The sequence below is a fragment of the Photobacterium sp. GB-56 genome (genome assembly GCF_003026105.1).
Classification (GTDB): Bacteria; Pseudomonadota; Gammaproteobacteria; order Enterobacterales; family Vibrionaceae; genus Photobacterium.
Map to the genome: position 1 here is coordinate 331,452 of NZ_PYNW01000005.1, position 14,617 is coordinate 346,068.

The window sequence follows — 14,617 nt, forward strand, 5'->3', positions numbered from 1 at the left end:
AGGTGCTAAAGCATGTCTTCAAAAATACTGTGCCAATGGAAATGTTTTTCAGTTGAAGAACAAGCGCACGTACTGCCGAATAATAAACAAGTAACATTTACATCAATTAAGCATCCTGGGGCTGTGGTCATTATTCCTATTAATAGCCAAGGACATCTTGTTTTAGTTAACCAATATCGTCCGGCGATTAACCAATGGATTTTGGAATTTCCAGCTGGAACAATAGAGCCTAATGAAGATATTTTTCTTTGTGCGAAAAGAGAGCTCGCTGAAGAAACCAATTTAAAAGCAGAAAGCTGGCAGTCATTAGGAGAATTACTACCAGTACCTAGCTTTTGCGATGAGATCCAACACCTTTTCGTAGCAACAGATCTCGCCCCAACCATTGGTCAGCTTGATGATGATGAGATTATCGAAGTTGTTACCCTTTCGGTAACTGAACTCGAGCAAAAAATCGTAAAAAATGAAGTTAAAGATAACAAAACCCTGTCTGCTTTTCTTAAAGCACGTTTAGCTGGACTCCTATAATTTTTTGCGCTGAAGCCGATTTCAGCGTAAAAACCATATCTGGAAAATAACTACCCATACATATTGTTCGTCGTTCTCACAGTAAAAGACTATAAAGAACACTTTATGGAGCGGTAGTTCATGTCTTTTCTTCTCGCATTATTATTTACCCTATCCTCTAACCTCGATAATTTTGTCATAGGTTTAACATACGGAGTTAAAAGTGTAGATATTCCTCTTTCATCGAATATGATCATTTCATTTATTACCACTTTCATTACCTATTTATCCATGCTGTTTGGTCAACTGATCACTCACCTTGTTCCTCACCAATTTTCGAATGAATTAGGTTCAATCATTTTTATTCTAATGGGGGCTTGGTTTATTGGTTCAAATTTAGTTAAAAAACAACAAATAACACAAGAGAAACCCCGAGATATAAGCATTAAAGGTGCGGTTATATTAGGTTTTTTACTTTCAATTAATAATATTGGAGTGGGTATTCTTGGTAGTATTACTCATCTAAATATCATGTTAGTTGTAGCATTAACCTTTATTACTGGTATTGGATTAACCTATGCCGGCAATAATTTAGGCAATTATGTGATTGGTAAAGTGATTGGTAAATATAACGACATCATTTCTGGCACATTACTCATTGGGTTAGGTGTACTATCTTTGCTTTTCACTTTCTAACCAATAAAAAAGCCCAGCACTAAGCTGGGCAAAGCAGTGCTACTTAATTCTCGTAGAAAACAGAATAAATAAGTAGCGACTACGTCATAAGCAGTGGACGCTTAGACTATTTAAGTATTGCAATTAATCGCTACACTTTATTTACAAATCAATGACTACATCGCGATAACAGCTTAGTTTAAAGTTTTACTTCCCAGCGCGTTAGTGGCTTATTCGTATCAATACCCCCCCGCCCCCAACGATCAAGGCTATCAATCACGATCACTTTGGTACCAGTAGAAACGAATGCTTTCATATTTTGACTTAACGCTTTAGTTGTCAAAATAGTTAGTGAAGGATCTTCTTTTAACACTCGGCTTAACTGCGCTTTATCGGCATCTGTCCATTCCAATTCTGGTTTCGTCATACGCTCAACAACAAATAGCTGATTACCTGATGCAAAATCTTCTAGCTCTGCAGAAAGTAATACAACAGCATTAACATCCGCTTGCATAAGAGTGTCTTGTTGACGATTAATCAACTTACGAATATCTATCATTAAAGCTTGTTGATTTTTTTCAATTTGTAGGGCCTTTTCAGGCCATAAACGCTGGAGGTCATCGCTTACAATTGCTGCCATGCGCGTTAAGTTGGTCGGATTTAGCCATGCATATAACGACGTAGTCCCGTCGGATAAACGCAGTGCCGCTACACCTTGTGCGCGTGGCGAAATTGCTTGAGATGCATCAATTTCAACAATATTTATATTGCCCTCACGCGCATGAACAAAGAGCGGATCATTCGGCCAAATTGCTCCTAACGTAATCGCTGTTTTTGCTGTTTTACTGGCATTTGAAGCAACATCAGCCCCTTTGGTTGAAAACCAGTTAGGTAAGCGCGTTACACCGTAGCGTTTAGGAGGCAAATACTCTGTCGTGATCCCTGTCTCTTTGGTCAACGCTGTCGCTAACATATAAGTCACAGGCGTTGCTGTTAAAATGTCTTTGGCGTAAGTAACACTTGTTGGCAGTAAAACGGCAGCACTTAAACAGGCACCGAATAACACAGTTTGCGTTTTGCGCATGGAGATAGAAAATTTATTCAACAAAAACATGTGGTTTCCTGATTAACTTTTACGAATAATGCGGTACATCGTTGCTGACATGAAAAAGATAGCAGAAACAATAATAATCGCAGCGCCTGATGGAACTGGAAGTTTTAATTCCATTGGCAATACCGTACCAATAACACAACTTATTGTGGCTAGTAGAGCCGACAATAAAACAAAGCTGCCCATATTCTTGGTTAATAACCGCGCCGTTGCGCCCGGGATCAATAGCAACGCCCCAACCAACACTGCTCCAACAATTTTCACAGATGCTATCGTGACCAGCGTTATCATCATCACAAATAAGTAATCGTAAAAATTGGTTTTGTAGCCCCGAACTCGCGCAATATCAGGACTAATACAGGTTAATAAAATCCGATTAAACGTCGGTATTAAGAGCAGTACAATTAAGGCGCAACTGATCGCAAGAACAATCAAATCTTGATCTGTTACCGTTAGGATTGAACCAAACAAGACGTTTTCTAACATGTGAATATTGATCTTACGTGCTACATACATCAACAATGCAGCACCAACCGCTAATGCTAACGCGAGGAAAACACCGACTAATGTGTCGTAAGGTACATTGGTTCGATTTCGCACGAAATGCAGCAATAAAGCAAAAATCATGCAGAAGCTAAATAAACCAATGAATGGATTTTCTGGCGGCTCGCCTAACAATACACCTAAGGCAATACCCGTTAGAGCGGCGTGACCGACAGCTTCAGAAAAAAAAGCTAAACGTTTAGCTATCACTAAGGTACCTAAACCACCTAAAAGAGGCCCAAGCAACAGTGCCGCTACGATTGCATTAACCATAAAGGCATAAGAGAAACTGTCACTTAACCAACCAGCATCAACACCGAGTTGTGCCCAATGTCTTAATAGTTCCATTACGCCACCTCTGATTGATTAGACGCAGAGACTGCTGGCTGTGAATAATGATTAAACAAACGTTCAATCTTCTCTGGTACCAATACTTGACTATGATCACCGCTATCAACTAACACACGATTGACCACATGAACTTGCGCTTCTAAACGTCGAACCGCTGTCACATCATGATGAACCGCTAATACAGTTTTACCTTGGTTAACAAATTCATGGATAAGCGATTCTAAATAACGCACACCCTGCTCATCCATACCCGTCGTTGGCTCATCAAGTACCAGTAAATCAGGATTATCTAATAGTGCTTGAGCAAACAACACACGCTGCTGTTCACCGCCAGATAATTGCCCCATACGACGGTCTGCACGGTTTGCCATTCCGACACGTTCAAGTTGCGTTAATGCGATTTGTTTATCTTTCTGACGTTGGCGCCAAAACAAAGGTGAACGGGTTTGATTTAATAAGATAAAATCCATCACGGTTAACGGTAGACTTTGTTCAAACATTGCTTTTTGTGGCACATAACCAATCGTACCGGCTTTACCGTTATTAACAGATTCATCCCATAAAATATCAATCTGGCCACGAAACGGTGTTAAGCCTAAAATAGAACGTAGCAATGATGTTTTACCGCCACCATTAGGTCCCATCACCACATGGCATTGTCCACCGTCAAATTGATGAGTGATTTCAGATAAAATCTGATTAGGACCGTATTGAAGGTTAACGTTAGTTAACTGAATGCTAGGACCGATGATCATGCTTGATCCTTATTTGCAGCAAACTTGATTGCTTCAACTAATGTGGCAAGGTTTTCTTTCATCTCAAGTTCAACTTTCTTACCGTCATAGTCTCCATGTGTCATGTGAGAAAAACGGTATAACTGAACACCTGTTGCCTTTTCAATGGTATCGACATAACGATTAGGCATGTTTAATTCATAAAACAAAACGTCAATGCCTGATTGTTTAATTTTCTCAATGGTTTCTTGTAGTTGGCTTGCACTTGGTTCTACACCATGCGCAGGTTCAATCACCGCAGCAACATCAACACCAAACTCTTGCAATAAGTAGCCATACGCATTGTGCGTAGTCGCAACTTTCATTCCCGCTGTATCTAAATCCCCCAGCGTTAACATTGCATCACGCTTCATTAAACGAAACTGTTTAGCATAATCACGGGCATTTTTTCGATATTCAGCGGCGTTGTCAGGATCAATTTTCGCTAATGCATTAGCAATGGTATAAACCTTCTGAATCGTGGTAGATAATCCAACAAACGTATGGGGATTCACAGCGCCATTACCAACCGACTGCCCCATCGCAGGCAATAGTGGCACATCATTATTAGCTTCAATGACAATCAAATCATCACGATCTGCTGCTTGAATAACTTTCAACGCAAAATCATCGTGACCAATACCATTAACCACAATGATATCCATCTCTTTTAGACGTTTAAGATCATTAGGTTGAGGTAAATAGTTATGGGGATTAAAACCTGCATCAACCAATGGCAAAATTTCTGCTTTATCACCAACAACCGCTTTTACATAACTGTAATAAGGCTGCAAAGTAATACCAATGGTCTTTTTATCAGCAGCAAAGCTATTCATACTCACAAGCAATGCTATGGCAGTAAGGCTAGATTTAATTAATTTATTCATTGTTATCTAAATCTCGGTACAGTAAAGATTAACGGCAATAAAACCAAAGCGCCGTTATTAGTGATTATGTGATTCGTTATTAGGAGAATCGTTAAACACAATTTGTGTCCAACCATTATCGATTAAATGTTTTCCATCAAAATCGCGTAATGTATTGGCATCAAGTAAGCTCACATTATCGTTCATCGCGAGCCAAATATCGGGAGACGCTGAATGACTATTAAGCACTACCGACATCGAACCTTTATCATCTGATCTCACACCTTGATAGATAGCATCAGTGATCAATGCCCACTGATGACGACCTTTTCGCTCCCAGCTTTTATCTGTCACAAAAGGAGCAATCCAAAACTCTTGAAGCTCAGATATTTGTGGCCATTGACCAACAGCAGCACCTAACTGGCTATCTTGATATAAGTTACGGATTTCTTCATGAGCAAGCCGTAATTCCGCAATCATAGCGATCTCTTCAGCGGCTAAATCAGTAATTGAAACTTGATGCGAAAGCAGTGCCGATTTTGGTTGCTTAGTTTGGTGATAAGGAAGTAAAACAAAGGACACCAACAAGATTAATCCAATACATAATGCGACCCACTTACCTTCTCGATCTCCATTATCAGAGCGAACAGTTTGACGGATCATTTTTCTTTTATCTCAACAACATCGACTTCAACAGGATTCTCATGTCCAGCATCAAAAACCAAATAAAAGTCAGTATCCGGCTTGGTGAACTCAGCGATTGAGCGCTTATCTGTCATGCCTTTCGCGATTAAGTTATCGTCGTAATCAAACATATCAACGTTGTATTCCACCGCGGTACTGCCATCACTATAACCAGCTTCACACAACACTTTATCGGCTTCAAACCAACAACTCATGAGTGGAAAATGAGCAAATGCTGCTGTTGAAAATGTTCCTAAACAAAACAAAGATGCCGCAATAATGGATGATTTCATTGTCATAAAAACCTCAAACAAGCCCAAACACAGACTTAAAGAATGCATAGATCAAGGCGTGATGAAGTCACGCCTTAACCAGAAGTAGTATTACTGAAGTAAGGTTTCAAAAGTTAAGTGAACATTGACGTTTGCACGATCGTACATAGGATCGTTTTCAACCATACCTTTATAATTCGACTTCATTAGGTAACGCCCAGCCACTTCTGGTGTGAAGGTGATCTTGCCGTCTTTATCACTTACCACATCAATTTGCTCTTGGTGATTACGGTACAGTGTTCCTTCACGTGTAATGTCTGCCGTTACTCCTGCTTGCGGCTTACCATTAAAGAAAAATTGGAAGGTTACTGGCTCGCCTTCAACAATGTCAGAAGGGTGTGTAACAGGTACCATTTCAAGATATTTACCTGTCAGTTCCATCGCTTTTGTTGATGGTTTCCCAACAGTCACATAACTTTCTGCACGGGTATAACTCACCTGAGTGACAACGTCACGTGATTTTTCAGGCAGTATTGTCATACGATCAGCTTTATTCGCTTCCATACGTTTTTCAGTATCACGACGTCCAGCTTTGTAGAAAGTGTAATATCTAGGTGTCTGATTAATTTGTACTTTATGAGTACCTTCTTCTTCAAAGAAGAAATCAAAAATCGCACGACGTTTACCACGAATGGTGAAATTAGGGTAAGCAATACGACCATCAGGCATAACAACTTGTGTCGTTTCAATGCTTGCTGGCTTATCAAAAACAAATGTTCCGTGTGACGCTGTCACATCAAATGACAGCCAATCACCACCCTCTTTGGAAACAGTGAAATGTGAAGGTAATACCCAACGAGGGTGTGCTTGAGCGACAGATGCCACACCTAAACCCGCTGTCACTAGGCATGCTAAAGATAGTGCTTTTAATTTATTATTCATGATGACAATTCACTTAGAGTTTGTAGTTAATCTTGATAGTGCCAGTTTCTTGTGTTGGTGCTAAAACATGGCTAACAGCACTTTCACCTAGCGTTAATTTCTGGCGTAAATAGTTACGTCCGCCGTGTTCACGTACCACTTCAACGTAAAAGGTATAATCCCCTTGCTCTACACGGTTGCCTTTATCATCTAAGCCATCCCATGAAAAACGGTATTCACCCACCGGACGTGTGGCAGATGTAACTGCATCAACAAGTTCTCGGTCATAACGACCCACTTTGCGCCACCAGCTACGTAAATCTTTCAACCATTCGTCTTTACCGACCCAAAGCTGCATCGTTCTTACGGGTTTACGTTCACTGTTTTCAATCCATACCGCGACATAAGGACGGGCGTACATTGAGGTTTCAATTTTAGGTAAACTTAGTTCAACATCTAACTGAGCGGTTTCTGGCAAAGGTGCCGCCCATGCCGTTGATAAAGGTGCCAGCAGTAACGTTGCCAGTACGGTCTTTTTTAATTTATTTTTAATGGTCATCGTTAACCTGCTAAATATTAAGGAACAAATACAATGTAGATAATGGCCGTAACAACTGAGCCGAAACTCATCCACTTCATTGATGTATTAAGTGTTTTCTTTTTAGGTAGTAGCAAACACACACCCGTTAACACAAAACAAATCATCAAAGCCGCAGTAATATCAATAAACCACTTCCAAACCTCGCCACTATTACGACCTTTATGAAGATCGTTAAGTAGCGCGATAACACCATAATTGGTGATTTCGATATTCGCTTGTGAGGTTGTCATATCAATAAAAACCACAGCGTTATAACCAGGGCCTTTGTAATCTAATGAGATCTCGCCTTCGACTAATTCGTCTCCCTCTAGGTCGGTAAAGATCTCAATACCAGAAGCCGTACCACGCACATCGGTGTGTTTAGAGAGATAGCTGATCAAAGCCGATTTGTTAGGTATAAACGGACCTTGTTCAGACGAAAGCAATGAAGTAGGTATGGTAATTTTTTGCTCTATCACACTGGGTGTATCAGATACAAACAACTCAGGGCGGTTTAAATTAATGCCAGTAATGGCAAAAAATAAAACAATCAATAACAACGCCATTGAAATATAAATATGAAGACGACGTGCCCACAATTGGACATTTTTTTGCTTTAACACCATAGTCAAAAAAACTAGCTACCTACTTAGAATGGCAGTAATTTAATTGATAATCGTTCTTATTGGCATTCAATTTACATTGTTTACGTTAGTGAATATAGATGATTATAAAAGGGGGAATAAAACGCCAGACAAAAGACATAACCAATTGAATAAAAACAAAAAAGCCAATCAAACAAACGTTCAACTGGCTTTTACTACAAAGTCTTTACAGTTTACAAACTCAACATCTTAATGCTGCTGAATCCATCAGGCGTTTTTATAAAACTAAATAGATCTTATTCTGGCATTTTTATTCTAAACAGAATTTCATGAAGCAACTTTAGCGCACGATATAGACGCATTTTACACGCACTAATTGTGATGCATAAAATATCACTAATTTCTAATAATGTTAGGTCTTGATAAAATCGTAAATCAATAATTTCTTGTTCACTGTAAGATAATTCACCGAGTAATATATCCATATCAATCTTATCATCTATATTGACTTGATTATAATTACTCACAGGTTCAATATTATTTATAGAAATATTTTTTTTATTATATTTCATATTTTTGGCTAAGTATGAATAACAAACATTATCTGCAATTTTATAAATCCATGTCCTAAAAACGCCTTGATGACAGTATTTTGGTAGTGCTTGATAAATCCTTAATAAAACATCCTGAACAACATCATCGATACTGCAACTATCATTTATTCGATACATACATCTTGAATATAAAGAGGACCAATAAGGTTTCATTAACAATGAAAATACTTCATTCCTTTTTAATCTATTATTTTGAAAAACATAGAGCAAATCACTTTCATTTAACAAACCATTATTTAATATATTCATTATCATATCCGTATAGTAATTTTATATTATTTCAATGACAAAAAAATCATGTTAATCGCAATACATATTTACTATATGCAAAAAAAAACACAGACTTGTCTTATAAAAAAGAAAGTCTGTGTTTTAGCGTTTAGAACTTAATTTATTACTTAAGACGGTACGTTAAGCCAAAGTGGAACGTTGTATCGATATCATCATTTCGATTAGTGTTTGTTGTTCCATCATAGTCAATATTATCTTCAGTTTTAGACAAGCCGCCAGTTACAGATAAACTAATAAAATTAGAAACATAGTAACGGAATGTTGAACGTAAACTATTGGTCATCAAATCTTCTGATTTATCACTTGAAGCATAAGTGAGTAACCATGCGTTCTCCCAATCAATATTGTCACGCAGCTCATACGTTAAAAACATTGTATTGGTTGCGTTAAAGCCATTATTACCATCATCCAAAATGGCGGTTAAAATTGCTTCGTTTGAAAATTGGGTTTGGTTATTAATTGGATAATGGTATTCCGCTCCCACTTCAAGCGCTGGTTTGCTATCTGAACCATCATAGTTAGTCAATACCGCACCAGCACCAGCTCTGACTAGCCAGCCATATTTACGGGTTGAAATGCGCTCATTCATCAATACATCGTAAGAGTTTATTGCACCGCGTGCGCTCAGTTTATCACCTAATGCTTTACCAATATCTTCAACCCAATATTCGGCATAATCAGCAGAGCCATAACGGCTGCGATAAGCTGCTTCTCTTGCTATAACTTGTGCCACATTTTGATAGGTTACTCGGCTAACATTTCCTCTTAATAAACCATGTTCTTGAAGAGATTGAACGACACGAATCGCTTTTGCCATTGGAGTTGCATTTACCACTCGCCCATAACCTAAACCTGCCGTTAACTTAGTAAAGGGATCTTTCATATCAGTCTGGGCACCAACTTCTGCTTTCCCATACCAAAAGAAATCACTTTTCTTAGGGCTAAAGTACATATCATTGGTTAGCGCAGATAAAGCTTGGTAATTTTCTTTACGTTCATCATTACTATTCGGGCCTTGACTGATGTTTGTATCACCGACGAACTCAATTCGCGTATTACGATTTGCCGAGGAAAATACACGATCATAATTTGCACTTACAACAGCGTTATAACTGGCTTGATCTTGATTGCCATCTCGTAAATCAAATTGCGCATCTAAATATGCATCCTCATACGCTGATGTCGCTTCATCATAATCAAACATGCTAATTTGTTCAGCCAAGGTGACTGAAGATAACAGCATACCAACCGCAGCAGACACCGCAGTAATTGTTGATTTCATGATACTACTCCTTTAATTGTTACTTTGTTTTTATTTATATTCAGTCCATGGCAATGCCCGGCTGTATTTACACAAACTCAGCAACAACTAAAAAAGTCACAATAAATTTTATTAATTTTTTACTTTCTCAAATATAAGAAATACGCATTGGGATAGATAATATGAATTAGAATTTAAACATGAAGAAATTAATAACATTTAAGTATCGCTATTAATGATAACTATTCACTACACAGTTAGAATTGTTAATTCGAGAAAAAGGAAGTTATTATATAAACTTTGATGTGAACTTGATGTTGAATTCCCTTTCAAGCATCAATTTTAATATTTGTTATGAAGCACACGCCATTGACTTAAGCTGTAGCGTATTAATAAACAATCTTGGGTCAGCAATCTTTTGCAATATTAATTGAGTAGGTAAACAATCATCATCAACGTAATCAACATAATCAGATGCCGAATCAAAAATTAAAATATCCAATGCTAAGCGATCTAATCCGTATAAACCACGATGAATCATATCTGCTGAAAATACCAATAAATCACCTGCCGATAATGCAATCTTCTTCCCACCAGAAAGGCTATCATGGCTGACTTTGCCATTCACTTCTTGGCGAACATTGTATTCTTCTTCATTATCCCATCGCTTGTGCGTGCCGGGTATTATTTCCATACCGGGTTCATCAAATAAAGGGACACGAAGGTGCAATACTTGCGTTTCTAATATGACTCTCATTTGGTCTTCAATATCATAATCATATTGACAGTCACGGTGCCAAAAGTCTTTTTGTTGCGGGTTCACCGGATTAAAGAACAGTTGAGTATTCATGAAAGCAGGATTTTTAGGTATTACGGTATCAACCACATCCATGATTTTTTTTGAACTAATAAAGTCAAATAGTTCCGTTCTCTCTGCGATAGATAAATACTGGCTTCCAGTAATCAAAGATGAGTTAAATGCTTCTTCTTGATAGAACTCTTTGTTGTCAGCTTTCCATAATTCATGAAAAGTTAAAACGACTTTTCTGAGTGAAGTTATCTGATCTTCACTGAAATAATTGCGAATAACGAAGTAACCTAATTCTTCGTATTGCTGACTTAATTGTTGGCTATTGAATAACACTGACGACCTTCACATTCTCTATACCGTTGACTGATTACGGTATTCTTTGGCGAATAGTGCCAGACGATAATAGTGATAAGCAAGTATGTCAGAGTATTCTAAACGCGTGTTGTTTATTTAAAGAATTTAGAGCTACTGAAAAAGAGATAATTTGATTATGTAAATGCACTATATCACTCTATCAATAAAGTACATTTACACACGGTGATACCCAAACCTTCTAAGCTGAAAGCGCTTTTCGAATGATTTCAGCCCCTGCATTTAAGGCTTCAAGTTTGCCTTGTGCGATATGCTGGGCTAGCGGTGCCATGCCGCAATTGGTGCATGGGTAGAGTTTATCAGCATCAACAAATTTAAGTGCTTTACGCAATGTATCCGCGACTTCTTCCGCCGTTTCAATTTTATCACTGGCAACATCAATCGCCCCTACCATCACTTTTTTTCCACGAATAAGCTCTAGCAAATCCATGGGTACATGAGAGTTATGGCATTCTAACGAGATAATATCGATATTAGATTGCTGCAGTTTAGGAAACGCCTCTTCGTATTGACGCCACTCTGAACCGAGTGTTTTCTTCCAATCAGTATTGGCTTTAATGCCATAGCCATAACAAATATGAACAGCAGTTTCACACTTCAGCCCTTCAATGGCTCTTTCTAAACAGGCAATACCCCATTCATTAACCTCATCAAAGAATACATTAAAGGCTGGCTCATCAAATTGAATAATATCAACCCCTGCTGCTTCTAATTCTTTGGCTTCTTGATTAAGGATTTTAGCAAATTCCCATGCCAGTTTTTCACGACTTTTGTAGTGCGCATCATATAGAGTATCAACCATAGTCATAGGACCAGGCAGTGCCCATTTGATCGGTTGTTTAGTTTGCTGACGAAGGTATTTAGCATCATCAACAAACACCGATTTTTGACGAGAAACAGGACCAACAACAGTAGGTACACTGGCATCATAACGATCACGGATTTTAACGGTTTTGCGGGTTTCAAAGTCAACGCCATTCAGGTGTTCAATAAAGGTAGTTACAAAATGTTGGCGAGTTTGTTCACCGTCACTGACAATATCAATTCCTGCTTGTTGTTGATTTTGCAGTGATAAACGTAGCGCATCTTGTTTTCCTGCCGCTAATGCATCCCCTTCCAATTTCCACTCTGACCAAAGTTTTTCAGGCTCTGCCAACCAATCGGGTTTCGGTAAGCTTCCTGCTGTTGATGTCGGTAATAATGTTTTCATGATAGTTAACGTCCTATGTTGTAATAAATGATGAAAGCAATGTTGATGTTAGCTAGTCACGAAATTCGCTGACCATTGCTCAAGCACGGTTTGGTACGGTTTAATGAAGTGCTGCTCGGCAAATTTGCCTTGTTCACCTGCCAACCTGCTGCGCTCTTCTCGGTCATACACGATTTTGGTCAGTGAATGATCGGGGCACTTTAAGTTGGGTTTATAGGACTTTCCAGCCACTGCGTTTGCATTATAGATTTCTGGTCGATAGATCTTTTGGAAGGTTTCCATGGTGCTAATGGTGCTGATCAGCTCAAGGTTGGTGTAATCATTTAATAAATCACCAAAGAAGTAGAACGCCAAAGGAGCAACACTGTTTGCAGGCATGAAGTAACGTACCTGTAAGCCCATTTTTTGGAAATACTGCTCGGTCAATGACGACTCATTGGATTTATATTCCACGCCCAATACTGGGTGCTGATTTTCGGTGCGGAAATAGGTTTTGTTATCAGATACAGATAAACAAATCACCGGTGTCTTTTTAAAATTGTCTTTATATACATCAGAGTTAACAAAGCTCTGGAAGATTTTGCCATGCAGCTCGCCAAAGTTATCTGGAATACTAAACTGTGGCTTACCTTTATTATGGTTTTGCAGTAGTACGCTGAAATCGTAATCACGCACATAAGAAGAAAAGTTGTTACCGACAATCCCTTCAATACGCTGGTTAGTTTGATTATCAATAATGTGGGTTTTTAATACTTCAATCGATGGGAATGTTTGCCCCTGTCCTTCAATGTCGATATCAACCGAGACAATTTCAAGCTCAACAGAATAACGATCACCTTCGGGGTTATCCCAATTCGCTAAAGCATTAAAGCTGTTATCGATCATCTTTAACGCATTGCGTAAGTTCTGTTGACGACTTTCCCCTCTCGCTAAATTAGCGAAATTGGTAGTAATACGCGTATTGCTAGCGGGATGATAATTTTCATCAAGGCCAGTCTTATTTATTGTAAATGTAAAATCGTTATTCATGGCGACCGATATCCTATTAGCTGAAATAAATGATGACGTTCGTAGAAGCTGTCGAGTTGTCTGTATTTATTTATACGTAGAGTATTCGATCAATAAAAGCGTATTTCTTTCACTATCAACATGAAAAAAACTCAAGTGGTTACGTTTGAGTTGTTACAAATTTGTAAGTTATAGTTCTCATCACATAGAAAGGATATCTATTTTTATTCAATGCGTTAACCGCTAACCACATATAAGAAGACAAAGAAATGAATGAATTATTGTTAATAATATACTGCGCTTTACTTGGCAGTGGTGTTGGATTTTTGGCAGGATTATTAGGTATAGGAGGAGGACTTGTTATAGTACCCATTCTAAGTATTATCTTGCTTCATTTCGCCATTTTACCGCCTGAACAAGTGGTTATCGTCGCTATTGCTACTTCCTTAGCATCCATATTATTCACTTCAACGTCTTCTGCCATCGCTCACCACAAAAATGGCAATGTGCCATGGAACCTAGCACCATGGATAATGACAGGTGTTGCCTTAGGCGCACTTATCAGTGGGTTTTTAGCGGCTCTATTACCGAGTAATGTTGTTCGTATTGTATTTGCTGTCAGTGTGGCACTCATTGCACTGAAGATGTTTTATAGCAGTACAAAAAAAGAGACAGCAACAACACGTAACATGCCCAATAATTTTGTTCTTACCTTTTTAACAACAATTACCGGCGGATTGTCGGCCATGATTGGTATTGGTGGCGGCGCACTGTTAGTGCCTTTGTTAACCTTCTTCTCTCTCGATATGAAGAAAGCTATCGGTTGTGCTTCTGCTTGTGGCATTGTTATCGCACTCTTTGGCTCTATCGGTTATGTCAGCTCAGGCATTAGCTATCTTTCTCTTACTGATGGCTTTGCCGGTTTTGTTTATCTACCCGCATTATTTGGTATTGTTTGTACTTCTTGGTTTACCGCTCCGCTAGGCGCTAAGGCAACAAACTATTTACCTGTGCCAATCATTAAAAAAATCTTCTCAGCATTATTACTAGCAATGGCGACAAATATGGTGATTAGTTAAACCAAGCATGTGCACTAGAATAAAAAAATGAGTGGTTAACTTAGTGATTATTAAGTTAACACACTCATTTTTTTATTCGCTCA

17 protein-coding genes are annotated in these 14,617 nt (G+C 38.5%); 3 read left to right on the plus strand and 14 right to left on the minus strand.

Annotated features, from left to right (window positions below):
- Positions 1-12: 12 nt before the first annotated feature.
- Entirely contained in the window at positions 13-528 is a 516-nt protein-coding gene (locus C9J42_RS09740; protein ID WP_107207885.1) for an NUDIX hydrolase, read from the plus strand.
- Positions 529-648: 120 nt separating this feature from the next.
- Entirely contained in the window at positions 649-1,203 is a 555-nt protein-coding gene (locus C9J42_RS09745; RefSeq protein ID WP_107287879.1) for a manganese efflux pump, read from the plus strand.
- Positions 1,204-1,381: 178 nt separating this feature from the next.
- Here the strand turns inward: C9J42_RS09745 and C9J42_RS09750 are convergent, their stop codons facing one another.
- The 14 genes from C9J42_RS09750 to C9J42_RS09815 form a co-directional block, all read right to left on the minus strand.
- Positions 1,382-2,296, minus strand: a complete 915-nt coding sequence (locus C9J42_RS09750) for a metal ABC transporter solute-binding protein, Zn/Mn family (RefSeq protein WP_107294603.1) — start codon at positions 2,294-2,296, stop codon at positions 1,382-1,384.
- Between the two features lie 12 nt (positions 2,297-2,308).
- Complete coding sequence (locus C9J42_RS09755; protein ID WP_045082039.1) at positions 2,309-3,184, minus strand: metal ABC transporter permease; 876 nt, start codon at positions 3,182-3,184, stop codon at positions 2,309-2,311.
- Positions 3,184-3,939, minus strand: coding sequence for a metal ABC transporter ATP-binding protein (locus C9J42_RS09760; RefSeq protein WP_107294613.1), 756 nt, complete (start codon positions 3,937-3,939; stop codon positions 3,184-3,186). Before C9J42_RS09760 ends, C9J42_RS09755 begins: the two co-directional genes overlap by 1 nt.
- On the minus strand, positions 3,939-4,847 hold the full coding sequence (locus C9J42_RS09765) for a metal ABC transporter solute-binding protein, Zn/Mn family (protein ID WP_107207881.1): 909 nt from the start codon (positions 4,845-4,847) through the stop codon (positions 3,939-3,941). Before C9J42_RS09765 ends, C9J42_RS09760 begins: the two co-directional genes overlap by 1 nt.
- A gap of 57 nt (positions 4,848-4,904) precedes the next feature.
- Positions 4,905-5,489 (minus strand): hypothetical protein, encoded by a 585-nt coding sequence (locus tag C9J42_RS09770; RefSeq protein ID WP_107301963.1) that lies wholly within the window; start codon positions 5,487-5,489, stop codon positions 4,905-4,907.
- Positions 5,486-5,803, minus strand: coding sequence for a hypothetical protein (locus C9J42_RS09775; RefSeq protein ID WP_199189323.1), 318 nt, complete (start codon positions 5,801-5,803; stop codon positions 5,486-5,488). The genes C9J42_RS09770 and C9J42_RS09775 overlap by 4 nt, the downstream gene beginning before the upstream one ends.
- A gap of 90 nt (positions 5,804-5,893) precedes the next feature.
- A complete protein-coding gene (locus C9J42_RS09780; protein ID WP_107291004.1) occupies positions 5,894-6,724 on the minus strand; it encodes a DUF4198 domain-containing protein in 831 nt (276 codons plus the stop codon).
- Between the two features lie 13 nt (positions 6,725-6,737).
- Complete coding sequence (locus C9J42_RS09785) at positions 6,738-7,262, minus strand: DUF2271 domain-containing protein (RefSeq protein WP_005365370.1); 525 nt, start codon at positions 7,260-7,262, stop codon at positions 6,738-6,740.
- Positions 7,263-7,279: 17 nt separating this feature from the next.
- On the minus strand, positions 7,280-7,909 hold the full coding sequence (locus tag C9J42_RS09790; RefSeq protein ID WP_107301965.1) for a PepSY-associated TM helix domain-containing protein: 630 nt from the start codon (positions 7,907-7,909) through the stop codon (positions 7,280-7,282).
- Positions 7,910-8,184: 275 nt separating this feature from the next.
- Positions 8,185-8,751 carry an RNA polymerase sigma factor gene (locus C9J42_RS09795; protein WP_107301966.1) on the minus strand — a complete coding sequence of 189 codons (567 nt, stop codon included), beginning with the start codon at positions 8,749-8,751 and terminating at the stop codon, positions 8,185-8,187.
- Positions 8,752-8,896: 145 nt separating this feature from the next.
- A complete protein-coding gene (locus C9J42_RS09800) occupies positions 8,897-10,075 on the minus strand; it encodes a hypothetical protein (protein ID WP_107301967.1) in 1,179 nt (392 codons plus the stop codon).
- Positions 10,076-10,406: 331 nt separating this feature from the next.
- Positions 10,407-11,198 carry a phytanoyl-CoA dioxygenase family protein gene (locus tag C9J42_RS09805; RefSeq protein WP_107247451.1) on the minus strand — a complete coding sequence of 264 codons (792 nt, stop codon included), beginning with the start codon at positions 11,196-11,198 and terminating at the stop codon, positions 10,407-10,409.
- A gap of 220 nt (positions 11,199-11,418) precedes the next feature.
- Complete coding sequence (locus C9J42_RS09810) at positions 11,419-12,447, minus strand: methionine synthase (protein WP_107291002.1); 1,029 nt, start codon at positions 12,445-12,447, stop codon at positions 11,419-11,421.
- Positions 12,448-12,495: 48 nt separating this feature from the next.
- Positions 12,496-13,476, minus strand: coding sequence for a DUF1852 domain-containing protein (locus C9J42_RS09815; protein ID WP_107301968.1), 981 nt, complete (start codon positions 13,474-13,476; stop codon positions 12,496-12,498).
- 248 nt (positions 13,477-13,724) lie between these two features.
- Between C9J42_RS09815 and C9J42_RS09820 the strand changes: the two genes are divergently transcribed.
- The gene (locus C9J42_RS09820; protein ID WP_107247454.1) at positions 13,725-14,534 is read left to right on the plus strand and encodes a sulfite exporter TauE/SafE family protein; all 810 of its coding nucleotides are present in this window, start codon (positions 13,725-13,727) and stop codon (positions 14,532-14,534) included.
- The last annotated feature ends 83 nt before the right edge of the window (positions 14,535-14,617 follow it).